This window comes from Sphingomonas sp. CFBP8993, assembly GCF_034044895.1.
Taxonomy (GTDB): Bacteria; Pseudomonadota; Alphaproteobacteria; order Sphingomonadales; family Sphingomonadaceae; genus Sphingomonas.
On the sequence record NZ_JAXCWU010000002.1, the window covers coordinates 26,872 to 48,598 of the forward strand.

The window sequence follows — 21,727 nt, forward strand, 5'->3', positions numbered from 1 at the left end:
TATTACATGGCGGCCGGTCTTCACCATTGCGGATCGCGCATGCCCCTTTTAAGCCACAATCTCAAAATGGGAGAGGTTGAATGGCTCGGGTTGCGATCGTGACGGGTGGTACGCGCGGTATTGGCGAGGCGATCAGCCTGGCCCTGAAGGAGGCGGGCGTGACCGTCGCCGCCAATTATGCGGGCAATGACGAACGCGCGCGCGAATTCTCGGAGCGCACGGGTATCAAGGCGTACAAGTGGGACGTCGCCGATTACGACGCGGTGCAGGCCGGTGTCGCGCAGGTCGCCGAAGAACTGGGCCCGGTCGACATCGTCGTCAACAATGCGGGCATCACCCGCGACGGCACGCTGCTGAAGATGACCTACCAGATGTGGAAGGAGGTCATGGACACCAATCTGGGCGGTTGCTTCAACATGGCCAAGGCGGTGTTCCCCGGCATGCGCGAGCGCAAATGGGGTCGTATCGTCAATATCGGTTCGATCAACGGCCAGGCGGGCCAATATGGCCAGGTGAACTATGCCGCCGCCAAGTCGGGCATCCACGGCTTTACCAAGGCGCTGGCGCAGGAAGGCGCGCGCGTCGGCGTGACCGTGAATGCGATCGCACCGGGCTATATCGACACCGACATGGTCGCCGCCGTCCCCGCCGACGTGCTGGAAAAGATCGTCGCCAAGATCCCGGTCGGGCGCCTGGGCCAGGCGCACGAGATCGCGCGCGGCGTCGCCTTCCTGTGTTCGGACGAGGCGGGCTTCGTCACCGGCTCGACCCTGTCGATCAACGGCGGCCAGCATATGTACTAAGGGCTTTCCTTCCCTCGCAGGGGAAGGATGTCAGTGGCTGCAAAAACGCCGACCTCCAATTAAGGAGATCGGCGTTCCGTTCTCGATACGCTACGCGAGAAATATGGGGGCGGGTGGGGCGGATACAGGCCCCGCCCGCCCGAACTGTTTTAGCGGCAATAGCCCGGACGGCCCGACCGCTCGATCGCGCGGCCCGCCAGGGCGCCGGCACCGCCGCCGATCAGCGTGCCCAGCGTGCGATCGCCCTGGGTGTCGATGGTCCGGCCCAACAGGCCGCCCGCCACCGCGCCGACGATCGTGCCGGTGGTGCCCGAACGGCGGCACTTGCTGGCCTGATACTCCGCCCGTGCGCCGTCGCTATAGCCCCGGTTGTACCGGTCGGCATGATAGGCCCGGCGATAGCGGTGCGCATCCGCAGCGGTCGCGGGCAGCACGGCGCCGCCGATCATCGCCAGGGTGGTCGCCGCCAGGGTCAGGGTCTTCATCATGGGTTCACTCCCGAAACTCGTGTCGATCGACGGTCCCTCCGTCGTCGTTGCCCCGCTTCTGGGTGATTCGCGTTGAGCCTTTCCTGAATGTCGCGGTTATCCGCCGTTCAGGTGGCGGGTTGGTTCAGGTCCCGGTGATTGCCGCACGGGTTCTCGAAGACCGCCACGATACCACGGGGCTTGCGTTGTGGCGGCAGGATCGGGGGGGCCGCCGCCTCGGCTTTTGTCGTTGTCCGGCACGGACGTCAGGGACGGGCGACGCGACATGGGGACCATCCTGCTTCGGGATCGGTGCCAAGCCGCGCGACGGGATTGGGGCTGTCGTGCTGCGCTGCACCGCGTATGAGGCGCCATGCGCGTCCTCCTGTCCTGCCTGTTGGTGCTGGCCCTGGTGCCCGGCTGGTCCGGGCGTGATCGATTGCCGCTGTTCGACGGGCGGGCGCAGATGGATGTGCGGCCGGTGCAACTGGACCCTAACGATTCCAACCATCGCCGGATCGGTGCGCTGACCTATCTGGGCGGGGTGACGCTCAGCAGCCGCGCACGCGCCTTTGGCGGCTATTCCTCATTGGCGGTGCAGGGCGACCGCTTCACGTTGCTCAGCGACGGCGGCAACATCGTCCAGTTCGCAATGGGGGCCGACTGGCAACCGCATGGCCTGCGTTTCGACAATCTGCCCGCCGGGCCCGGCACCGGCTGGCTCAAGTCCGATCGCGACAGCGAATCGCTGGCCATCGATCCGCAGACGGGGCGTTTGTGGGTCGGGTTCGAGAATTTCAACCAGATCTGGCGCTACGCCCCCGGCTTCGCCCGGGCGGAAGGCTATATCGCGCCCCAGGCGGTGAAGGGCTGGCCCAGCAATGGCGGACCCGAATCACTCGCCCGCCTGCCCGACGGCCGATTCGTCACGATTTCGGAGGAAGCGATCGTCCCGTGGAAGGCCTGGCAGGTCCCGTTGGCGGTCCGGCGCAACACGCGCCAGGGGCTGATCTTTCCGGGCGATCCGCTGAAGGGGCCCGCGCGCGCCTTTGCCTATCATGTGTCACCCGATCACGACGTCGCCGATGTCGCCGCACTGCCCGATGGCTCGCTGGTCGTCGTCGAACGGCGTTTCCGGCTGCCCTTCCGCTTTTCGAATCGCATCATGCTGGTGCCCGCCGATCAGGTCTCCCCCAGGCGGGTGGCGCGCGGGCGACTGATCGCCGAGCTCGACTGGCCGCTGATCCACGACAATTTCGAAGGGGTGGCGGTGACCCAGGAGGCGGGCCAGACGATCCTGTGGCTGGTGTCCGACGACAACCAGCTGTTCCTGGAGCGCAGCTATCTGCTGAAATTCCGTCTGGACCGCACCGCCGTGGGGCGGTGATTCGCGGTGGTTTCCGCGTGGCCTTAGCCTGAGCGAAGTCGAAGGCTGCGGCCCGCACTCACCGCAGCCACGCTAATCCACAACGACGAAAACCCGCCGCTCCAGGGAGCGGCGGGTTTCAACCCGTCAACCGACCGTCGCGAATTACGCGGCGGCGGCTTCGGTCTTGGCGGTGGCCAGCTTCTTGACGACGTCGCGCTTCAGGCGACGCACGCGCAGCGAAAGCAGATCGTCCGAGGTCTTGACCAGCCAGTTGTCCAGGCCGCCATTGTGCTCGACCGAACGCAGGCCGTGGGTCGAGACGCGCAGGCGCACGCTCTTCTCCAGCGAATCGGAAATCAGCGTCACGTTCTGCAGGTTCGGCAGGAACGTCCGCTTGGTCTTGTTGTTGGCGTGGGAAACATTGTTGCCCACCTGCCGGCCCTTGCCGGTCAGCTCGCAAATGCGCGACATGATCGTTATCCTGGTTTCAGGCAATGCCCGGAAAGGCCGCGCGATTACCGCGTCCTGGCGCAGTCGTCAACCGATTCCCCAATCGGGGGTGTGCAACCGGGCTCTTGGTTGTGGCGTTGTTACGGCAACGAACCACTTGGGAGCCAGAACCATGCGTGCCTTTCTTGTCCTTATCGGCATCGTCCTTCTTCTGGCCGCAGGGGCCATGGCCATGGGTTGGATCAGCATCGACCAGACCCGTCCCGCCGTCGTCCAGGCCCCGACCTTCCGTGCCGAGGGGCCCAAGGTTTCGGTCGGCACCACCCAGAAGACGGTCGAGGTGCCGACGGTGAAGGTCGAGAAGCCCGCCGACAACGCCCAGTAACCGGGGTGATTCGCTCCCCTTGCTCCGCCGGCCGACGCGGGGCAGGGAGGGGTGATGTTTCCGCTTCCCGCCCCGATGCGCGCCGCGCTCGATGCCGCTGCCCATGCGGGGGCGGGTGGCGAGGTGCCGGTGGGGGCGGTGATCGTACGCGACGGCGTCATCGTCGCGACGGGGGCCAATGCCCCGCGTCGCCTGCACGATCCGACCGCCCATGCCGAGATCCAGGCGATTCGCGCCGCCGCCGCCCTGCTGGGCCGCGACCGGCTGGAGGATTGCGACCTTTGGGTCACGCTGGAGCCCTGCGCGATGTGCGCGGGCGCGATCGCCCATGCCCGCATCGCACGACTTTATTACGGGGCGAGCGACAGGAAGGGCGGGGCGGTCGAGCATGGCCCGCGCTTCTTCTCGCAGCCCACCTGCCACCACCGGCCCGAAATCTATGCCGGGATCGGGGAGGGCGAGGCGTCGACGCTGCTGCGCAATTTCTTCGCCGCCAAGCGGTGATGAATTGCATGAGAACGATCAACCCGGACGATCTGCTGGAGACGCCGGAGGGGCGCATCTGGACGCCCGAGCGCAATGCGGCGGCGTGGGCGCAATGCTATGCCGCGCTGGCGCAGGCGATCACGGACATGGCGGGCGACGCCCGCGTCATCCTGGTCTGCGGCATTCAGGGGGCGGGCAAGACGAGCTGGATCGCGACTCAACCGCCGGTGCCCGGTGTCCTCTATTTCGACGCAGCACTGCCCGGTATTCGTCACCGGGCAAAAATCATCGCCATCGCCCGCGATGGTGGCGCGGCGATCGAGGCGGTGTGGATCGACACGCCGCTCGCCACGGCCCTGGCGCGCAATACAGGCCGATCACCGGACAAGGTCGTACCCGCCGACGCGATCCGGTCGGTCGCCGCGCAGTTCGAGGGCCCGTCGCTGGCGGAGGGGTTCGACCGCATTCGGGTCTACAGCGGCGAACCCCTGGCGCTGCGGCAGGATAGCGTGGCTCAATCCGGGTCGGGATTGAGGTCGTCGTCCGAGGGTTCATAGGACAACAGGTCGCCCGGCTCGCATTCCAGATAGCGGCAGATGGCGGCCAGCGTCGCGAAGCGAACGCCCTTCACCTTGCCCGATTTCAGCAGCGACAGGTTCGATTCGGTGATGCCGATCGCCTCGGCCAGTTCCTTCGAGCGTATCTTGCGCCTGGCCAGCATGACGTCGAGTTGGACGATCACCGGCATCAGACGAACCGCTCCAGATCGCGCTGCGCCTCGAGGCCCGCCTCCAGCGCCCAGACCGTGGCATAGGCGGCGACGGTCAGCATCAGCGCGGTGCCGATGTCGAGCATGTCGACGGTGATCGCCCATTGGCGGCCCTCCGGGGTGCCCGGCGACAAAAGGCTGACCATCAGACTGTCCGACAGCGGCCGCCCGATCGCCCAGATCATCGCCGCCAGCGATGCGCGCCGCAGCCAGGGCAGTGCTTCGGCCAGCGGTTCGCACCGCTTGCCACCCAGGCGTCGCAGGGCGAGCCCGATACTGAACAGCATCAACGCGAAGGGACCTTCATCCAGTGCGGTGACGCCGATGATTCCGGTGCGGGCCCAGGGGCGGTGATGCTGGCGCTGCTGCTCGCCATCGCGACGCCGGGGCAGGCGGTGCCGCCGCCGCCCGCATCGGACGACATCGTGGTCACCGGACAACGGCTGAAGGACTTGCGAATCGTGACCAGGACGGATCGCAGGACCGGTATCCGTCGATGCGTCTTCAAGCGGCGCAGCGGCGATGCGCAACTCGACGACTATATCTGTGCGGGAATGTTGGACTGCGCGGCGAAGGTGCAAAAGGTCGAGGATGTCCGCCCCTGCATGGAGCCGGTCTTCGCGGCGGTCCTGCCCAATACGAAATGGCGCGAACCATGAGGAAAGGGACCGTGCGGCATCCCGCACGGCCCCCTTCGGTACTCAAGTGATCGGCGATCAGCGCAGGTCGCCCTCGCGAATCGGCACGATCTTGATCTCGACGCGGCGGTTGGCGGCGCGGCCTTCCTCGGTGTCGTTCGACGCGATCGGCTGCGACTTGCCGAATCCGCGCGTGCCGATGCGGGCGGGCTGCACCCCGCGCGAAGCGAGATAGTCGGCGACGGACGTCGCGCGCTGTTCGGACAGGCGCTGGTTATAGGCGTCGCTGCCGGTCGAATCGGTGTGGCCGTACACGTCGATATAGGTCTGCTTATACTGCGACAGAATGTCGGCGACCTGGTCCAGCGTCTGGCGGAACTGCGGCTGCACCTGCGCCGAGTTATAGGCGAAGGTGATGCCCGACGGCAGGTTCAGCAACAGGTCGTCGCCCTGGCGAACCACCTGCACGTCGGTGCCCGCGGTGCGTGCGCGCAGGTCACGCTCCTGCTTGTCCATATAGGCGCCGATGCCGGCACCCGCGAGGCCGCCAATCCCTGCGCCCAGGATCTTCTCGGTCCGGTCGCGACGACCGCCGACCAGATCACCCAGCAGATAGCCACCGACCGCACCGCCCAGGCCGCCGATCGCGGCCTTGGACAGGCGGCGCTCGCCCGTCTCCGGGTCGGTGGTGCAGGCCGAGGTGACGACGAGCGCGGACAGCGCGGCGGCGGTCAGAAACTTGGGCGGCAGTCGCATAAACATGATCCTTGTTATTTCTGCACGGCGTCTCGTCCCCCGGAACGCCGTGTCGCGTGGCCTTGTTCCGCAACCGAACTGAACGGAAGATGACGACAGGAGTTGTCGAAGGCCCTCCCGCCCCGCTATGAGCACCCTATAACGATGGCACCGCTGCCCCCCTTTCCGTGGATCGACGTCCTCATCATCTTCGCGCTTGTCGCGTTGAACGGGGTATTCGCAATGAGCGAGCTGGCGATCGTGTCGTCCAGGCGCGCCCGTCTGGACGCGATGGCGCGTAGCGGGCGAAAAGGCGCGCAGGCCGCGCTGACCTTGGCCGCCGACCCCGGCAAGTTCCTGTCGACCGTCCAGATCGGCATCACCCTGACCGGCATCATCGCGGGCGCCTATTCGGGCTCCAGCCTGGGCACGCCGACCGCCGCACGGCTGGAGGCGCTGGGCATCGCGCCGGCGACCGCCGCGACGCTGGGCTTTGCGCTGGTCATCGGGCTGACCACCTATGCCTCGCTGATCCTGGGCGAACTCGTCCCCAAGCAGTTCGCGCTGCGCAAGCCCGAGCCGATCGCCGCCTTCGTCGCCGTCCCCATGCGCTGGCTGGCGGTGGGCACCGCGCCGATCGTGTGGATCCTCGATTCGACCAGCGGCGTGATCTTCAAGCTGCTGGGCCTGAACCGCGACAACGAGGATCAGGTGACCGCCGAGGAACTGCACCTGATCGTCGCCGAGGCGTCCAAGTCCGGCGTGATCGAAGAGCATGAACGCTCGATCATTTCGGGCGTGGTGCGTCTGGCTGACCGGCCGGTGCGCGAGGTGATGACGCCGCGTACCGAGATCGACTGGCTCGACTGCACGCTGGGCGACGAGGCGATTCGCGCCAAGCTGCTCGAAAGCCCGCGCACCCGCCTGCCGGTGGGCGAGGGGTCGATCGACGCGGTCGTCGGCGTCGTCCAGGCGCGCGACATCGCCATGGCGCTGTTCCGGGGCGATCCGCTCGACCTGAAGCAGCTGATGCGCAAGGCGCCCGTGGTGATAGACCGGATCGACGCGATGGACGTGCTGCTGGCGCTGCGCCAGGCCGAGGTGCCGATGGCGCTGATCCATGACGAATACGGCCATTTCGAAGGGATCGTGACCCCGGCCGACTTGCTTGCGGCGATCGCGGGCGAGTTCGCGTCGGATGCCGATCCGGGCGAAGCCCCCTCGGTGGTCGAGCGCGACGACGGCTCGCTGCTGGTGGCGGGTACGATGGCGGCGGATGCGCTGGCCGACCGGCTGGGCATCGACCTGCCCGACGACCGCGACTATGCGACCGTCGCGGGTCTGGCGCTGGCGGTCTTCCGCCACCTGCCGGGCGAGGGCGAGAGCTTCGTCGAGCAGGGCTGGCGGTTCGAGGTCGTCGATCTCGACGGGCGGCGTATCGACAAGCTGCTTGTCAGCCAGGCTTAGGGGCCGTCTCCAACTGGACGGCTGCTATACGTGTCGCAGCCCTTCTGGTTCTCAGATTTCTGTACCTTACGCCAAGGGCTAACTCAGCTCCTCACCTCGGCTCTGAATGCAAGGGGCGCCTGTCCAGGGGAGGGGGAATATATGCCGATCGACTCTGTCACGTCGAAAGCGCCCTTGTGTGGCATCGATGGTGGCAGCAATCTGCGGCGATGATCACGCTGCTGCTCGCCATGTTGTCGATCGCCGAAACCGGTGCCGCCGCGCGGCCCTGTATTCCGATTGCCTCGGACAATCTGGCACCCACATCGTCGGCCGTCGCCGACCATCAGGCCCTTCGCAAGGCAATGGGCGAACCGATGCCGCACGCGCGGACGATGGTAATGCTACACGGTCGCGGCGGGCATCTTTCGACCGAGGAATACAGCATCGTCCTGGCCCGTGGGGGTGATGGCACTTGGCACGGAACCGCGGTCGGCCGCAGCCAGATCTGGGTGAAGGATGCGCCCTATAGCCCCATGAAGCGGATCGAGTGGGCGCTTGACAGGAATAAGGGGCGGGAATTGGACGCAGCACTCTCACGCCGTTGTCCGTTCGATCGCTCCGCCGCAGGGGTAGACACGTCCACGCCGCCGCCCCGCGGCCTCATCTCCGAGCGGATCGATGTGATTCAGGCAGGGCGAACCCCAGTGACTTATTATGCAACGCAGGGAGACGGGAAGATCGCCGCGCTGATCCGCCCGCCCCAATGACAGGTCAGCCGCGCGTCTTCACCACCCGGATCGGCGTCGTGCACGTCTCGTAAGCTTCCTTGTAGGACTTGTCCCAGCATCGCGCGAAGCCATCGAGCACGTTGAGGTTCATCGGCCAGCGGATCGAGATCGGTTTTCCGTCGGGCCCGCGCGGGTCGAAGCCGGCTGGCTTGGGCAGCGCGGCGAGCGCGGCATGCGCCCTGTCGAACGCGACCCGGTCGCGCTTGAGAAACGCGATGCTGCCGTCGACATAGAGGTTCCAGCCCATGCCGTGATCCTCCTCGACACTTTTGCGCGATCGTTCGAACAGCGCGATCGCCGCGGCGTTCTGGCCCAGGTCGGCGCGCAACTGGCCCTCATGCCAGTATAGGATCGTGGCATTACGCTGCGGCGTGTTGGCCTCCCGCCAATCGCGGATCAGGTCGGCGGCTTCGGCTTCGCAGCCGCGCATCGACAGCGCCCGCCAGCCGCCCGTCATATCCTGATCGAACGCCTGTTGGGGCAGCTTCAGGATCGCGGCCCGGTCATAGGTGCATTCGGGCGCGGCGGCGGTGAGCAGCAAGGCGATCAGCACGGCATCTTATGATCCACAAGCGGCCTCGACGGCAAGCCTTTGCGGCGGGCCGATGCACCCGCCGCCTCGACCGACGCTCACGCCGCCAGCTGGATATCCCCCGACGCGACCACCCGCGAAAACAGCGGGAAGATGTGCTCTACCGCGAAGGTATGAAGTTCGCTCGACCGCGAGGCGCAGGCGTCCTCGGCGATGACGATGTCGTAGGATAGCTCCCACGCCGAACGGGCGGTCGATTCGACGCCCATATTGGTCGAGATGCCCGCGATCACCACCGTGCGCACGCCGCGCCGCCGCAGTTGCAGGTCCAGGTCGGTGCCGGTGAACGCACCCCAATGATGCTTCAAGACGACGATGTCGCCGGGCTGGCGCAGGTCGGGGACGAATTCGCTGAACGCGGGCGGCGTGCCTTCGGGCGGCAGGCTGGGGCGGTCGGCGTTGAGGCTGGGCAGCGTCTCGGGCGTGAAGCCGACATGGACCAGGACGACCGGCGCGCCTGCTTGGCGAAAGCGCTCGGCGAGGGTCCTGGCGGTCGCCACCACCACCTCACCCGATCGCGGTCCGCCCGCATGGGGGACGATGCCCTGTTGCAGGTCGATCAGAATGAGCGCGGTCGTCCGGGGATCGAGTTTCGTCATGCCCTCTCAACTGGCAGGGGCGGCGGGGCGTTCCGTCAGAGACGGCCGAACACCGCCTCGAACCCCGCACGGTCGCCGGCCGCCAGCAGCCGCGCCTGTTCCAGCCAGCGGTCGCGCGCCATGCGGCCCGAAAACGCCCCGAGCTGCGCATCCAGCGACTGGGCCTGCGCCTCGCTGAGCGCGGCCATGTCGCCGACCGTGGTGATGCCGTGTTCGGCCAGCTTCTGGGTCAGCTTGGGGCCCAGGCCCTTGAGCAGGGTGATCGGCTGATCCTCGGGACGTGCCGATTCGGCCGGGATAGGCGCGGCCTCGGCGGCCGGACTTGCGGCCATCGGCGCGGCGGCGGCCACCGGTTCGTCGTTCAGCGGCTCGGTCGTGACGACCAATTCTTCCGGCGCCGTGGGCGACGGCATCACCGGCGTCGGTGCCGGAGTCGGGGGAGGCGGCGGCGCAACCGGTGTCGGCGTGGGGGTCGGTGTCGGGACGGGCGTCGACGCTGGAGCCTTCTGGGGCTCGGTCAGCGAGGCTTCGCTGATCGGCTTGCTGTCGGGCTGGCGCAGCGCCATTCCGGCTTCCTGCGCATTCTCCTCCACCCGGCGCGCGGCATGGCGGCGGCGGCGCTTCAGGCGCGTGCCGATCACGATCACCGCGATCGCGGCCAGCGCGACGATGGCGAGCAGGACGAAATGGATGGTCGTGATCGCGGCCACGCCATCGGGAATCAGGCTGGTCGCCGGTGCTGCTGTCGTGTCGTTCATCGCTTCACCCTATCATGTCCCGAGGCCCCGATCGCCAGCCCAATCATCGGATCAGGCCGGAGTTCCCGCTTCGCGCGCAACCTCGCGCCAGCCGATGTCGCGGCGGCAGAAGCCATCGGGGAAGCGGATCGTATCGACCGCGCGATAGGCGGCGGCCTGCGCCTTGCCCACCGTGGGCGCGCTGGCGGTGACGGCCAGCACCCGGCCGCCGCTGGCGACCAGCTGCTCGCCGTCCATCTTCGTGCCCGCCTGGAACACCACCGCGCCGGTCGCCTCGGCGGCGTCGATCGCGTCGATGCCGCCGCCCGCCTTGGGTGTGCCGGGATAGCCCGCCGCCGCCATCACGACGGTCAGTGCGGGATCGTCCGAGAAAGCAGGCGCAGGGATTTCGGCCAGCCGCCCCTCGGCCACCGCCAGCATCACCGCCAGCAGGTCGCCCTGGAAGCGCAGCATCAGCACCTGACACTCCGGATCGCCGAAACGGGCATTGTATTCGATCAGCTTGGGACCCTGCTCGGTCAGCATCAGCCCGGCATAAAGCACGCCCGAAAACGGCGTTCCTTCGGCACGAAGCGTATCGACGGTGGGCCGCACGATCCGGTCGATCGCCTGTCGCTCCAGCTCGGGGGTCAACACGCGCGCGGGGCTGTACGCGCCCATGCCGCCGGTGTTCGGGCCGGTATCGCCGTCGCCGACGCGCTTGTGATCCTGCGCCGAGCCGAAGGGGAGGAGCGCCTCACCATCGGTCAGGACGAAGAGACTGGCCTCCTCGCCCTCCAGAAACTCCTCGATCACCACTTCGGCGCCGGGGACCGAGAACAGGTCGGTGATCGCCCCCTCGGCCTCGGCCTTGGTGAAGGCGACGGTCACGCCCTTGCCCGCCGCCAGGCCATCGGCCTTGATCACCACCGGCAGGCCGAAGGTCGTCGCGAGCGCGGCTTGCGCCTCGGCCAGCGTGTTCACGCGGACATAGCCCGCGGTCGGGATGTCGGCGCGGCGGCACAGGTCCTTGGTGAAGCCCTTCGACCCCTCGAGCTGTGCGGCGGCCTTGCTGGGCCCGAACACCGGCACCCCCTCAGCACGCAGCGAATCGGCGAGGCCGTCGACCAGGGGCGCTTCGGGGCCGACCACGACCAGGCCGATGGCGTGATCCTTCACGAACGCCACCACGGCACCGTGATCGGTCGCGTTCAGCGCGACACAGGTCGCATGGGCGGCGATACCGGGGTTGCCGGGCGCGGCGTAGAGCGTATCTAACCCGTTCGACTGTGCCAGCTTCCACGCCAGCGCGTGTTCGCGGCCACCCGATCCCAGCAGCAGGACGTTCATGCCCGATCCTTATCCCTATGACGAAAGTTCGAGGCTGGTAGCCGAGGAGATCGCCGGCGACAACGCGCTCGCGCTATCGGTGGGCGAACTCAGCCTGAAGCTGAAGCGGATGGTGGAGGGCGAGTTCGGCCATGTCCGCCTGCGCGGCGAGATTTCCGGGTATAAGCGCGCGACCTCGGGCCATGTCTATATGAGCCTGAAGGACGAGAATGCGGTCATCGACGCGGTGATGTGGAAGGGGGCGGCGAACACGCTGCCCTTCCAGCCGCAGGACGGGGTGGAGGTGATCGCCACCGGCCGCCTGACCACCTTCCCCGGCCGGTCGAAATACCAGATCGTCGTCGAGCGCATGGAGCTGGCCGGTGCGGGCGCGCTGATGGCGCTGCTGGAGAAGCTGAAGGCCAAGCTGGCGGGCGAGGGGCTGTTCGACCGCGATCGCAAGAAGCCGCTGCCATTCATGCCGCCGGTGATCGGTGTCGTCACCTCACCCACCGGTGCGGTAATCCGCGACATCCTCCACCGGCTGGAGGATCGCTGTCCGACCCATGTCATCGTCTGGCCGGTCAAGGTGCAGGGCGAGGGCTCGGCCAAGGAGATCGCCGCGGCGGTCCGGGGCTTCGATGCGATCGAACCCGGCGGCCCGCTGCCGCGTCCCGACCTGGTGATCGTCGCGCGGGGCGGCGGCTCGATCGAGGATCTCTGGTCGTTCAACGAGGAGATCGTCGTTCGCGCGGTCGCCGACTGTTCCATCCCGATCATCTCGGCGGTGGGGCATGAAACCGACACGACCCTGTGCGACTATGCCGCAGACCTGCGTGCGCCCACGCCCACGGCGGCGGCGGAAATCGCGGTGCCGGTGCTCGCCGATATCCGCCTGACCGTCGCCGCGCAGGGCCAGCGCGCCGAACGCTGCGCGCGGCGCTATGTCGAGCGCGGGCGCGAGCGGCTGGACGCGATGGCGCGGCTGCTGCCCAAGCGCGACCAGTTGCTGGGCCCGCAGCGCCAGCGCGCCGACGAGGCGGGGGCGCGGCTGGACCGGGGGCTGGAGCGGCGGGTGACGCTGGCGCGCGGTGGACTGGACCGCGCGGGTGCGGCGCTGCGCCCGGCGATCCTGGAGCGGCAGGTGGAGCGCGGCCGCGATCGGCTGGCCTCGACCTGGCGGCTGGTCCAGTCGCTCAACCCCGACCGTATCCTCGAGCGCGGCTATGCCCGGATCACCGCGCGGCCGGGCGGCGAGACCCTGTCCTCGGCCGAGGCTGCGAAGGCGGCGGATACGCTGACCCTCCGTTTCCGTGACGGGACGGTCGATGTCGCGATCGACGGAGGCGGGGTTGAGCGCCCCGCTCCCAAAACCTATGACAAGCCCAAGCGGGAGCCCAAGGCCGATCAGCCCCAACCCAAAGCGGGCAAGCCGGTCCAGCCGACGCTCCTTTGACCGAAAGTAGTATCATGCTGATGTCCAACACCGATCGCCCCGCGCGGCTTCACTATCTGGCCAACGGCTTTCGGGTCCTGTCACCGGGCGATCATGTCGTCTGCGCGGTGACCGGGCGGCGCATCCCGCTGGAAGACCTGAAATATTGGAGCGCGGAACGGCAGGAAGCCTATGCCGATGCCCATGCCACCGCGCAGGTGCTGGCACCGCAATGACGCTGTGGGGCGCGGGTACGCTGCTGGGCCTGACCGCCTGCGTCGCGTCCGCCGGGCTCGCCATGCGCCCCGCCACAGGCTCCATGTCGCAGGCCGGTTCGATGCCGGTGGCGCCGCCGTCCCCGTCCTTTCGCTGGACCGGCCAGCTGAGCCAGGGGGGATTGATCCGGGGGCAGGCACCTGCCGGCGCGGTGTCGGTGACGCTGGATGGCGAGGTCCTGCCACTGGCCCCGGACGGCACGTTCCTGGCCGGGTTCGATCGCGATGCCGGGCCATCGGCAGAACTCGTCGCGAACCTCGCCGATGGCAGCCGGTTTCGCCAGACGCTGACCGTCGCGCCGCGCGCCTGGCGGATCGAGCGGCTGGACCGTCTGCCCAAATATCCGGTCCCCGATCCCGAGTTCCAGCGCCTGCGCCCGCCCGAGCTGGAGCAGATCCGCGCGGCGCGTGGCCAGGCCACCGACGCGACCGGCTGGCGACAAACGCTGATATGGCCGGTCAAGGGGCGTATCTCCGGCCTGTTCGGGGCGCAGCGCATCTATCGCGGCGAGCCGGGCAGCTACCACTCGGGCACCGACGTCGCGGTCCCCACCGGCACCGTCGTGCGTGCGCCCGCCGACGGGGTCGTGATCCTGGCCGCCGAACAGCCCTTCACGCTGGAGGGGCATCTGCTGATGCTGGATCACGGGCAGGGGCTGAACAGCGCCTTCCTGCACCTGTCGCGCATCGACGTGCGCGTCGGCGAGCATGTCCGCCAGGGCCAGCCGATCGGCGCGGTCGGCGCCACGGGCCGCGCGACCGGCCCGCATCTCCACTGGAGCCTGCAATGGCGCGGGCGCAAGCTCGACCCGCTGCTCGTCACCGGGCCGATGCCCTGACCGATCAGCGGATTCGTTTGACCAGGATCGAGCGCCCGCCCGCGATCGAGGCGCGGTAGCCGCCGAGCGGCGCCTCCTTCAGCACGATCTTGTCACCGGGATCGGGCGGGAAGGTGAGCGCGTCGACCGTCTGCCAAACCGAGCCGTTGGCCAGTTCCAGGTTCCAGCGGCCATAGACGTTGCTGGACTTGGCCACCGTGACCTTGGTGTCGAGCTGGCGAACCGCGGTCGCATCGTCGTCCTTGCCGCCGCCGAACATCTCGCTGGTCGGCACCGCCAGCCCGAAGCGCGACTGTTTGCGCGCGATCACCGTCTTGCGATCCAGTACCATCAGGTCGCCCGCCGCACGCGAGGCCAGGATGGTGCCCGTCGCGCGGTCGTAACAGGCCAGGCGGTCGCGGTCCTCGGTGATCGCCTTGCAGCGTTGCAGCTCGTCGAACTGGCGAACCGCGGCCCCGTCCTGCGCCAAGGCAGGCGTGACGGGACACAGCGCCATCGCCGCGACTATCGCCATTTTGCCACACCGATCAGCCGTCGTCATCGTTGTGCACCATACGTCATGATCCGCCCCCAACCTGTTGATCCGGCGCTTATCCGATGGGAACGCGGCGGGTGCAAGACGATCGCTTTGTTGCCCGAAGCATATCGGATTTGTCATGAATTGGGCTCTCGGCAGGGTCTGTTGCAGTTATGCTACATTGCAGCAAAAAGGTAATCATTGGTGCAAATGCCGATTGTATAACGTTTTACGGCGCGGTTACGCTCTTACCCATGCGGCAAGGCCAACTTGCGCAGGATTGAGGCCCGATAACGGGCCCATGAAAAAGGGGTTAGATATGAAGCAGTTCTTCCGGGGCCAGTTGCTGGCGACCAGCTTGCTGGCCGGTACGGCCATGTTTGGGGCGGCACCCGCCTTTGCGCAGACCACCGATCAGACCGGCAATGCGCCCGTGGCGGCTCCGCCCGCCGCGCAGGAGCCGGGCGTCCAGACCAGCGAGTCGACCGCACCCGCCACGCAGAGCGGCGACGTCGTCGTTACCGGCACGCTGATCCGCAACCCGAACATCGTCGCGACCAGCCCGGTCCAGGTGGTCGGCCAGGAGGAAATCCGCCTCCGTCAGGTCAACGTCGCCGAGCAGATCCTGCGCGAACTGCCGGGCGCGGTTCCCTCGATCGGTTCGCAGGTCAACAACGGCAATGGCGGCGCGTCGTTCGTCAACCTTCGTGGCTTGGGCACGAACCGCAACCTCGTCCTGCTCGATGGCGCGCGCATCGCTCCCGCCAACCTGGGTGGCGCGACCGACCTCAACAACATCCCGCTGGCGCTGATCGAGCGCCTGGAAGTGCTGACCGGCGGTGCATCGACCACCTACGGCGCCGACGCGGTCGCGGGCGTGGTGAACTTCATCACGCGCAGTGATTTCTCGGGCGTTGATCTGGCCGTGACCGACCAGATCACCGGCAAGGGCGATGGCCACAGCTACCGCGCCGAACTGACCGTCGGCGCCAATATGGACGACGGCCGCGGCAACGCGGTGCTGAGCATCGGCTACCAAGAGCAGAACCCCGTCTATCAGGGCGCGCGCGACTACGGCATCCAGTCGATCGATTCGTACACCGGCGGCGCCGGTGGTTCGGGCACGACCATCCCAGGCCGCTTCTCGGTCGGTACGACCGGTACGCGCCAGATCAGCCAGGATGGCAGCGCGCTGGTTCCGACCTACTCGCTGTTCAACTTCAACCCGTACAACATCTACCAGACGCCGTTTAAGCGCTTCAACATTTTCGGTTCGACCAAGTATCAGGTCTCCGACCACCTGGAATTCTACAGCCAGGCGATGTTCTCGAAGAACACCGTGTCGACGATCATCGCGCCGTCGGGCACCTTCGGCAATGCGCTGACCGTTCCGATCAGCAACCCGTATCTGTCGGGCGCCGTGCGTGACAGCTTCTGCTTGAACGCGGTTGACGCCGATCCGCTGACGGCGGGCCGCCAGGCGCCGACCCAGGCGCAGTGCAACAGCTACTACGCCGCGACCAGCCCGACCGATGCGAACTACCGCACCTTCACGACGGCCGCCGCGCGCCGCTTCGTCGAGGCAGGTCCGCGTATCTCGGAATACACCACGCAGCTGTTCAACATCCGCGCGGGCGTTCGTGGCGACCTCATCGGCAACTTCAAGTACGACGTGTTCGGCACGTACGGCGAGAGCGAGAACACGCAGCGCCAGTCGGGTAACGGCCTGCTTTCGCGCCTGCAGCAGGCGACGCTGGCGACCAACACCAGCACCTGCCTTACCGCGACCAATGGCTGCGTTCCGATCAACCTGTTCGGTCCGGCTGGCAGCATCACGGCGAACCAGCTGGGCTATCTGCTCGGCGTGACCACGAGCAGCGGCGTGATGACCTCGCTGGGCACCCTGCGCGGCGTCATCAGCGGTGACTTGGGCGTCTCCAGCCCGTTCGCCGACACGCCCGTCAGCATCGCGTTCGGTGGCGAGTATCGCAAGTACACCGCGCGCACGACGTCGGACACGGCCACCCAGACCCCGGCCGAGGTGCTGGGCAATGGCGGCGCCACGCCCAACGCCACCGGTCGCTATGACGTCAAGGAAGGTTTCGTCGAAGTCAACGTGCCCCTGGCCGAGGACAAGCCCTTTTTCCGCAACCTGTATATCGAGGCCGGTGCCCGCTATTCGGATTATTCGCTTTCGGGCGGCAACTGGACTTGGAAGGCGGGTGGCGGCTGGGAGCCGGTCGCGTCGCTCAAGTTCCGTGGTCTGTACACCCGTGCGGTGCGCGCGCCCAACATCGGCGAACTGTTCTCGCCGGCGGTGACCGGTCTCGACAACCTGGCGGTCGATCCGTGCGCGGGTGCCGCGCCCGTGAACAACGCCAACCTGCGCGCCGTCTGTATCGCACAGGGCGCTCCGGCGGCCACGATCGGCAATATCAACCAGCCTTCGTCGGGTCAGATCAACACCACCGGTGGCGGCAACCTGAACCTTGGCGTCGAAACTGCCTCGACCGTGACGATTGGTGCAGTGATCCAGCCGACCTTCCTGTCGGGCTTCTCGCTGACGGTCGATTATTACAACATCAAGGTGAACAACGCGATCAGCTCGCCGACCGTGGGTGACGTGGTCAATGGCTGCTTCGCCAACCTGACCGCTGCCAGTGCGACCAGCGCGGCCTGCACCGGCATCCGCCGTAACCCGCTGACCGGTGGTCTCGACGGCAGCGCCGCAACCACGCCGGGTCTGCCGGTGCCGCTGGCCAATATCGGCCAGCTGCTGACCGACGGTATCGACCTGTCGGCCAACTACCGTCATGATCTCGGCTTCGCCAAGCTGGGGCTGAACTTCAACGGCAACTGGACCAGCCGTTCGAAGTTCAAGGCGACCCCGACCTCGATCTATCGTGAGTGCGTGGGCTATTATTCGGTCAACTGCGCGTCGATCCAGCCGGAATTCTCGTTCAACCAGCGCACCACGCTGAGCATCGACAAGGTCGACCTGTCGGTTCTGTGGCGGTTCCTGTCGCCGACCAAGTACGAGCCGCTGGCTCTGGCCGACGACATTGCGTCGGGTGGTGGCCCGGTCGCCGCCTATCAGCGCATCAAGGCTTATCACTATTTCGATCTGGCCGCGCAGTTCCAGGCAACCGATCGTTTCTCGCTGCTGTTCGCGGTGCGTAACGTGTTCGACCGCAAGCCGCCGTTCGTCGGTTCGTCGATCGGTTCGACCAGCTTCAACAGCGGCAACACCTATCCGTCGACCTACGATCCGCTGGGTCGTCTGTTCTCGGTCACGGCGCGCGTTACGCTCTGATCTGATCAACCTACTCCATATGAGGGGCGGTGGCTTCGGCCATCGCCCCTTTTTTTATGCCCGCGATCCCGGCCCGTGACCAACGATCCGCCATGACGCGGTGCCGTGCCCCAAGACCCAAAGATCGCGTTTGCAACATTGCCGATTGGTTCCACCGCTTGTCGCGCCCAACCATCGGTTCATCGTGGCAATAAGGAAACATCAGTGTCTTAAAAAGTGTCGCAATTTGTATCGGCGCTAGCCTCGCTCGGCGTTCTGCAATCGTTATCTGGAGGTGAGGCAGAGGGGGTGACGCATTGTTCGCTGCGCAACAGCCCGTCGCGTCCGCCGAAAATCCCGTCTTTACAAGGGGCGGAGTTGGTATCACTCAAGCAACATTCAGTTACGGAGCAGAAATTCCGTTTCACGGACAACATGCCCCTGGCGCACCGAAAACGGACGCCAGGATGAAAAAGGGGTAATAAAGATGACCAATTCGTGGATCGGTCAGCGTCGGCTGGGCCTGATGGCGACCGTCGCACCGCTTTCGATGCTGCTGGCGGTGCCGGCGATGGCGCAGACCGCGCCTGCCGCGAACCAGAACGCCGAGGACAATGCGCAGGTCGCGCAAGGCGCCGAGCAGGCCAATGCCGGGACCAGCGGCGACATCGTCGTGACCGGCTCGATCATCCGCGGCGCCGATGTCGGTCCGTCGCCGGTATCGACCATCACCGCCGAGAATCTCGACGCGCGCGGCATCAACACGGTTCAGGCGGGCATTCAGGCGCTGGCGTCCAATAACGGCCCTGCGCTCACCAACTCGTTCACCGCCAATGGCGCATTCGCGACCGGCGCCTCGTCGGTGTCGCTGCGCGGCTTGTCGACCAACTCGACCCTGGTGCTGTTCGATGGCCTGCGCGCCGCCTATTATCCGCTGTCGGATGACGGCACGCGTAACTTCGTCGACCTGAACACCATCCCCGACGACATCGTCGACCGCGTCGAAGTGCTGCGGGACGGCGCATCGTCCAGCTACGGCGCGGACGCGATCGCGGGCGTGGTCAACATCATCACCAAGCGTTCGGTGAAGGGCGTGATGGGCCGCGCCGAGGCGGGTATCTCGCAGCGTGGCTATAACGCGAACCAGCGCCTGTCGCTGACCGCAGGCACCGGCGACCTCGATGAGCAGGGCTACAACGCCTATATCAGCGGCTTCTATTACCGTTCGGAGGGCGTGAAGGCCCGCCAGCTGCCCGCGCCGTTCAACTCCAGCGACGAGCGCGGCATCTGCTCCAACCGGACCGGCACGCTGGTCTGCGGCCCCAATGGCATCGCCAACGGCCTGGACCAGAACAACCAGTACACCAACGGCTTCGCGATCGGCACGCCGACCTTCTATGTGCGTCCGGCGGATGCGACGAACACCACGGCGCTCGGGCGTTACCAGCTGCTGAACCCGGCGGCGGGCTGCCTCACCGGCACGCCGTACAACCCGACCGCAGCCGAACTGGCGCTGCCCGCCAACGCCACGGCGCCGGGCACCGTCTGCCAGGTCGACAACCAGCGGCTGTATGGCAACATCACGCCGGACATCGAGCGTGTCGGCGGATCGGCGCGCTTCACCGCCAAGATCGGTGACACGTCGGAAGCCTATCTGCAGCTCAACTTCCAGCAGGCGACGACCGGCTATACCGGCACCCCGACGGTGCTGCGCGCCAATGCCCCCGCCGGTATCCTGTTCCCGCAATATTCGACGTCGCAGAACGCGACGCCCGCGATCGATCCGAACTCGGCGATCCTGGCGCTGCCGGTCTATGTCTGCGCCCGCACCACCGTCGGCGCGTGTAACGCGACCAACGGCACGCTGAACCCGAACAACCCGTTCGCCGCCGCCGGGCAGGTCGCGCGTCTGGTCGGTGCGCTGCCGAACAGCTTCGAATCGACCCGCACCCGCAGCCGCGTCTACCGCGCCGCCTTCGGCATCAATGGCACGATCTTCGACGATGTCGACTATCGTTTCGATGCGACCGCGATGCACACCGACCTGCGTCTCGAGCAGAGCGGCTATGTCTACATCCAGCACCTGCTCGATGTGATCAAGGACGGCAGCTACAACTTCGTCAATCCGGGACTGAACAGCCAGGCGACGCTGAACTATCTGACGCCGACCAACATCACCAACGACAGTTCGGACCTGCTGCAGGCGCAGTTCACCCTGGGCAAGGCGATCATGGCGCTGCCGGGCGGTGACCTGCGCGTCGCGGTCGGCGGCTCGATCTTCTACGAAGCGATCGACGCACCCAGCGCCAACTCGGACGAGAACGGCCCGACCCAGCGCTACTTCCGCCTGAACGCCTTTGGTACCAAGGGCAACCGCACCGTCTCGTCGGCCTTTTACGAGGTCAACGCACCGGTCCTCGACCAGCTGACGCTGAACGCCTCGGGTCGTTACGACCATTATTCGAGCGGTCAGAGCGCGTTCTCGCCCAAGTTCGGCGCGATCTTCAAGCCGATCCGCCAGGTCGCGCTGCGCGGCACCTACTCGCGCGGCTTCCGCATCCCCTCGTTCGGCGAGGCGAATGCACTGCCCACCACGGGTTACGTGACCCAGTCGCTGAACAGCATCCCCGATGCCTTCCTGCGCCAATACAGCATCAATCCGGGCGCCAGCCAGGTCTGCTCTGCCGCGACTCCGCAATTCTGCTCGGCCTATATCACCAACTATTCGATCGGGCAGACGACGCTGGCGTCGCAGAACCTGGCGCCTGAGAAGTCGCGCAGCTTCACCGCCGGCATCAAGGTCGATCCGGTGCGTGGCCTGTCGCTGACCGTCGATTACTTCAACATCCGCAAGACCGGCGCGATCACCACGCCGAACCTGGCGCCTGCGATCGCCAACTATTATGCCGGCGGCGCGGCCTTGCCCGGGTTCGAGGTCATCCCGGATGCCGTCGACGTCAACAACCCGACCGCCATCCCGAAGATCGCCTTCGTCCGCTCGCAGCTGATCAACGCCCAGACGATCAAGTCCGAGGGTATCGATTTCGGGGTCAACGGCTTCTACGATTTCGGCGCGGTCAAGTGGTCGACCAACCTGAACGCCAGCCTGATCCTGGAGCTGAGCACGACGGTCGACGGCGTTCGCCAAACCTATGTCGACACGCTGGGCAACTTCAACCTGACCGCCGGTTCGGGCACGTTCGAGTGGAAGGGCAACTGGGTCAACACCTTTGACTTCGGCAACTTTGCCCTGTCGGGTACGGTCAACTACACCTCGGGCTATGACCTGTCGGCCATGGACCAAGGCGACGCGTACAAGGATTGCGGCCAGGCTCCGGCCTATTTCGGTTGCCGCGTGAAGAGCTACATCACCGCCGATGCGAACGCGTCGTTCAAGGTCAACGACCGCTTCACATTCTACGTGAACGTGCTGAACGTCTTCAACCGCCTGCCGCCGGTCGATCCGGTCACTTACGGCGCATATCTCTACAATGCGGTGCAGGGCGGCGACGGCATCTTCGGCCGCTCGTTCCGCGCGGGCGCCAAGTTCAACCTCTAACCCCAGGGTTTCCTACCCCGGAAACCCTCACTCCACGGGGGCGGCCTTGACGGGCCGCCCCCTTTTTCTTGGGCTGGCGCGTATACCGGCGTCCAGTATCGCCACGAAACGATCCGTGTGTCGGATGGGGCAGCTGTGTTGGGAACGACCCGCGCCGCGCTGCCTTGCCGTGACCAGATCACCGGCTGGTTGCCACGCGGGCCGGTTCGGGCCT

The 21,727-nt window shown here is 66.6% G+C and carries 23 protein-coding genes; 13 read left to right on the plus strand and 10 right to left on the minus strand.

What is annotated here, in order from left to right; all coding sequences use genetic code 11:
• Positions 1–80 precede the first annotated feature (80 nt).
• Positions 81–803 (plus strand): acetoacetyl-CoA reductase, encoded by a 723-nt coding sequence (phbB, locus tag SOM26_RS03215; RefSeq protein ID WP_056432167.1) that lies wholly within the window; start codon positions 81–83, stop codon positions 801–803.
• A gap of 149 nt (positions 804–952) precedes the next feature.
• Here the strand turns inward: phbB and SOM26_RS03220 are convergent, their stop codons facing one another.
• Positions 953–1,291: a glycine zipper 2TM domain-containing protein gene (locus tag SOM26_RS03220; protein ID WP_320451310.1), complete on the minus strand. Its 339-nt coding sequence runs from the start codon at positions 1,289–1,291 to the stop codon at positions 953–955.
• Between the two features lie 352 nt (positions 1,292–1,643).
• On the opposite strand from SOM26_RS03220, the gene SOM26_RS03225 reads away from it, so the two are divergent.
• Positions 1,644–2,657: an esterase-like activity of phytase family protein gene (locus SOM26_RS03225; protein WP_320451311.1), complete on the plus strand. Its 1,014-nt coding sequence runs from the start codon at positions 1,644–1,646 to the stop codon at positions 2,655–2,657.
• 144 nt (positions 2,658–2,801) lie between these two features.
• Here SOM26_RS03225 and rpmB read toward each other — a convergent pair whose 3' ends face one another.
• Entirely contained in the window at positions 2,802–3,110 is a 309-nt protein-coding gene (gene rpmB / locus SOM26_RS03230) for a 50S ribosomal protein L28 (RefSeq protein ID WP_320451312.1), read from the minus strand.
• Positions 3,111–3,261: 151 nt separating this feature from the next.
• On the opposite strand from rpmB, the gene SOM26_RS03235 reads away from it, so the two are divergent.
• The 3 genes from SOM26_RS03235 (at position 3,262) to SOM26_RS03245 (ending at position 4,517) form a co-directional block, all read left to right on the plus strand.
• Positions 3,262–3,474 carry a hypothetical protein gene (locus SOM26_RS03235; protein ID WP_320451313.1) on the plus strand — a complete coding sequence of 71 codons (213 nt, stop codon included), beginning with the start codon at positions 3,262–3,264 and terminating at the stop codon, positions 3,472–3,474.
• Positions 3,475–3,549: 75 nt separating this feature from the next.
• A complete protein-coding gene (locus tag SOM26_RS03240) occupies positions 3,550–3,978 on the plus strand; it encodes a nucleoside deaminase (protein ID WP_320451843.1) in 429 nt (142 codons plus the stop codon).
• A gap of 8 nt (positions 3,979–3,986) precedes the next feature.
• Entirely contained in the window at positions 3,987–4,517 is a 531-nt protein-coding gene (locus tag SOM26_RS03245; protein ID WP_320451314.1) for an AAA family ATPase, read from the plus strand.
• Here the strand turns inward: SOM26_RS03245 and SOM26_RS03250 are convergent.
• Positions 4,475–4,708, minus strand: a complete 234-nt coding sequence (locus tag SOM26_RS03250; protein ID WP_320451315.1) for a helix-turn-helix domain-containing protein — start codon at positions 4,706–4,708, stop codon at positions 4,475–4,477. The two genes, SOM26_RS03245 and SOM26_RS03250, sit on opposite strands and share 43 nt — an antisense overlap.
• Positions 4,708–5,019: a hypothetical protein gene (locus tag SOM26_RS03255; protein WP_320451316.1), complete on the minus strand. Its 312-nt coding sequence runs from the start codon at positions 5,017–5,019 to the stop codon at positions 4,708–4,710. The genes SOM26_RS03250 and SOM26_RS03255 overlap by 1 nt, the downstream gene beginning before the upstream one ends.
• 63 nt (positions 5,020–5,082) lie before the next feature.
• Here SOM26_RS03255 and SOM26_RS03260 point away from each other — a divergent pair, with 63 nt between their 5' ends.
• Positions 5,083–5,388, plus strand: a complete 306-nt coding sequence (locus SOM26_RS03260) for a hypothetical protein (RefSeq protein ID WP_320451844.1) — start codon at positions 5,083–5,085, stop codon at positions 5,386–5,388.
• A 57-nt stretch (positions 5,389–5,445) separates the two neighbouring features.
• Here SOM26_RS03260 and SOM26_RS03265 read toward each other — a convergent pair whose 3' ends face one another.
• Positions 5,446–6,123 carry a YiaD family glycine zipper/OmpA-like lipoprotein gene (locus SOM26_RS03265; protein ID WP_320451317.1) on the minus strand — a complete coding sequence of 226 codons (678 nt, stop codon included), beginning with the start codon at positions 6,121–6,123 and terminating at the stop codon, positions 5,446–5,448.
• Positions 6,124–6,267: 144 nt separating this feature from the next.
• Here SOM26_RS03265 and SOM26_RS03270 point away from each other — a divergent pair, with 144 nt between their 5' ends.
• Together SOM26_RS03270 and SOM26_RS03275 are read left to right on the plus strand one after the other, a co-directional pair.
• Positions 6,268–7,569, plus strand: a complete 1,302-nt coding sequence (locus tag SOM26_RS03270; protein WP_320451318.1) for a hemolysin family protein — start codon at positions 6,268–6,270, stop codon at positions 7,567–7,569.
• 209 nt (positions 7,570–7,778) lie between these two features.
• On the plus strand, positions 7,779–8,318 hold the full coding sequence (locus SOM26_RS03275; RefSeq protein WP_320451319.1) for a hypothetical protein: 540 nt from the start codon (positions 7,779–7,781) through the stop codon (positions 8,316–8,318).
• 4 nt (positions 8,319–8,322) lie between these two features.
• Here the strand turns inward: SOM26_RS03275 and SOM26_RS03280 are convergent, their stop codons facing one another.
• The 4 genes from SOM26_RS03280 to purD all read right to left on the minus strand — a co-directional run bounded on the left by SOM26_RS03280 (position 8,323) and on the right by purD (position 11,617).
• A complete protein-coding gene (locus SOM26_RS03280; protein WP_320451320.1) occupies positions 8,323–8,892 on the minus strand; it encodes a hypothetical protein in 570 nt (189 codons plus the stop codon).
• Between the two features lie 77 nt (positions 8,893–8,969).
• Positions 8,970–9,530 carry a hydrolase gene (locus tag SOM26_RS03285; RefSeq protein ID WP_320451321.1) on the minus strand — a complete coding sequence of 187 codons (561 nt, stop codon included), beginning with the start codon at positions 9,528–9,530 and terminating at the stop codon, positions 8,970–8,972.
• A gap of 35 nt (positions 9,531–9,565) precedes the next feature.
• A complete protein-coding gene (locus SOM26_RS03290) occupies positions 9,566–10,288 on the minus strand; it encodes a helix-hairpin-helix domain-containing protein (protein WP_320451322.1) in 723 nt (240 codons plus the stop codon).
• Between the two features lie 51 nt (positions 10,289–10,339).
• A complete protein-coding gene (gene purD, locus SOM26_RS03295; protein ID WP_320451323.1) occupies positions 10,340–11,617 on the minus strand; it encodes a phosphoribosylamine--glycine ligase in 1,278 nt (425 codons plus the stop codon).
• Between purD and xseA the strand changes: the two genes are divergently transcribed.
• The 3 genes from xseA to SOM26_RS03310 are packed head-to-tail and all read left to right on the plus strand — an operon-like array spanning position 11,616 to position 14,145.
• Positions 11,616–13,052, plus strand: a complete 1,437-nt coding sequence (gene xseA / locus SOM26_RS03300) for an exodeoxyribonuclease VII large subunit (protein WP_320451324.1) — start codon at positions 11,616–11,618, stop codon at positions 13,050–13,052. The two genes, purD and xseA, sit on opposite strands and share 2 nt — an antisense overlap.
• A 14-nt stretch (positions 13,053–13,066) precedes the next feature.
• A complete protein-coding gene (locus SOM26_RS03305; RefSeq protein WP_320451325.1) occupies positions 13,067–13,267 on the plus strand; it encodes a DUF2093 domain-containing protein in 201 nt (66 codons plus the stop codon).
• The gene (locus SOM26_RS03310; RefSeq protein WP_414712008.1) at positions 13,264–14,145 is read left to right on the plus strand and encodes a M23 family metallopeptidase; all 882 of its coding nucleotides are present in this window, start codon (positions 13,264–13,266) and stop codon (positions 14,143–14,145) included. The genes SOM26_RS03305 and SOM26_RS03310 overlap by 4 nt, the downstream gene beginning before the upstream one ends.
• A gap of 4 nt (positions 14,146–14,149) precedes the next feature.
• Here the strand turns inward: SOM26_RS03310 and SOM26_RS03315 are convergent, their stop codons facing one another.
• Entirely contained in the window at positions 14,150–14,659 is a 510-nt protein-coding gene (locus SOM26_RS03315) for a hypothetical protein (protein WP_320451326.1), read from the minus strand.
• 322 nt (positions 14,660–14,981) lie between these two features.
• Here SOM26_RS03315 and SOM26_RS03320 point away from each other — a divergent pair, with 322 nt between their 5' ends.
• Positions 14,982–17,975, plus strand: a complete 2,994-nt coding sequence (locus SOM26_RS03320; protein ID WP_320451327.1) for a TonB-dependent receptor plug domain-containing protein — start codon at positions 14,982–14,984, stop codon at positions 17,973–17,975.
• A 466-nt stretch (positions 17,976–18,441) separates the two neighbouring features.
• Positions 18,442–21,513, plus strand: a complete 3,072-nt coding sequence (locus SOM26_RS03325) for a TonB-dependent receptor domain-containing protein (protein ID WP_320451328.1) — start codon at positions 18,442–18,444, stop codon at positions 21,511–21,513.
• Positions 21,514–21,727: the final 214 nt, after the last annotated feature.

Excerpts from the sequence above, each read along its gene's own strand:
- phbB (WP_056432167.1), top strand. The coding sequence starts at position 81 with ATGGCTCGGGTTGCGATCGTGACGGGTGGTACGCGCGGTATTGGCGAG.
- SOM26_RS03220 (WP_320451310.1), bottom strand. The coding sequence starts at position 1,291 with ATGATGAAGACCCTGACCCTGGCGGCGACCACCCTGGCGATGATCGGC.
- SOM26_RS03225 (WP_320451311.1), top strand. The coding sequence starts at position 1,644 with ATGCGCGTCCTCCTGTCCTGCCTGTTGGTGCTGGCCCTGGTGCCCGGC.
- rpmB (WP_320451312.1), bottom strand. The coding sequence starts at position 3,110 with ATGTCGCGCATTTGCGAGCTGACCGGCAAGGGCCGGCAGGTGGGCAAC.
- SOM26_RS03235 (WP_320451313.1), top strand. The coding sequence starts at position 3,262 with ATGCGTGCCTTTCTTGTCCTTATCGGCATCGTCCTTCTTCTGGCCGCA.
- SOM26_RS03240 (WP_320451843.1), top strand. The coding sequence starts at position 3,550 with ATGCGCGCCGCGCTCGATGCCGCTGCCCATGCGGGGGCGGGTGGCGAG.
- SOM26_RS03245 (WP_320451314.1), top strand. The coding sequence starts at position 3,987 with ATGAGAACGATCAACCCGGACGATCTGCTGGAGACGCCGGAGGGGCGC.
- SOM26_RS03250 (WP_320451315.1), bottom strand. The coding sequence starts at position 4,708 with ATGCCGGTGATCGTCCAACTCGACGTCATGCTGGCCAGGCGCAAGATA.
- SOM26_RS03260 (WP_320451844.1), top strand. The coding sequence starts at position 5,083 with ATGCTGGCGCTGCTGCTCGCCATCGCGACGCCGGGGCAGGCGGTGCCG.
- SOM26_RS03265 (WP_320451317.1), bottom strand. The coding sequence starts at position 6,123 with ATGCGACTGCCGCCCAAGTTTCTGACCGCCGCCGCGCTGTCCGCGCTC.
- SOM26_RS03270 (WP_320451318.1), top strand. The coding sequence starts at position 6,268 with ATGGCACCGCTGCCCCCCTTTCCGTGGATCGACGTCCTCATCATCTTC.
- SOM26_RS03275 (WP_320451319.1), top strand. The coding sequence starts at position 7,779 with ATGATCACGCTGCTGCTCGCCATGTTGTCGATCGCCGAAACCGGTGCC.
- SOM26_RS03285 (WP_320451321.1), bottom strand. The coding sequence starts at position 9,530 with ATGACGAAACTCGATCCCCGGACGACCGCGCTCATTCTGATCGACCTG.
- SOM26_RS03290 (WP_320451322.1), bottom strand. The coding sequence starts at position 10,288 with ATGAACGACACGACAGCAGCACCGGCGACCAGCCTGATTCCCGATGGC.
- xseA (WP_320451324.1), top strand. The coding sequence starts at position 11,616 with ATGCCCGATCCTTATCCCTATGACGAAAGTTCGAGGCTGGTAGCCGAG.
- purD (WP_320451323.1), bottom strand. The coding sequence starts at position 11,617 with ATGAACGTCCTGCTGCTGGGATCGGGTGGCCGCGAACACGCGCTGGCG.
- SOM26_RS03305 (WP_320451325.1), top strand. The coding sequence starts at position 13,067 with ATGCTGATGTCCAACACCGATCGCCCCGCGCGGCTTCACTATCTGGCC.
- SOM26_RS03310 (WP_414712008.1), top strand. The coding sequence starts at position 13,264 with ATGACGCTGTGGGGCGCGGGTACGCTGCTGGGCCTGACCGCCTGCGTC.
- SOM26_RS03315 (WP_320451326.1), bottom strand. The coding sequence starts at position 14,659 with ATGGCGATAGTCGCGGCGATGGCGCTGTGTCCCGTCACGCCTGCCTTG.
- SOM26_RS03320 (WP_320451327.1), top strand. The coding sequence starts at position 14,982 with ATGAAGCAGTTCTTCCGGGGCCAGTTGCTGGCGACCAGCTTGCTGGCC.
- SOM26_RS03325 (WP_320451328.1), top strand. The coding sequence starts at position 18,442 with ATGACCAATTCGTGGATCGGTCAGCGTCGGCTGGGCCTGATGGCGACC.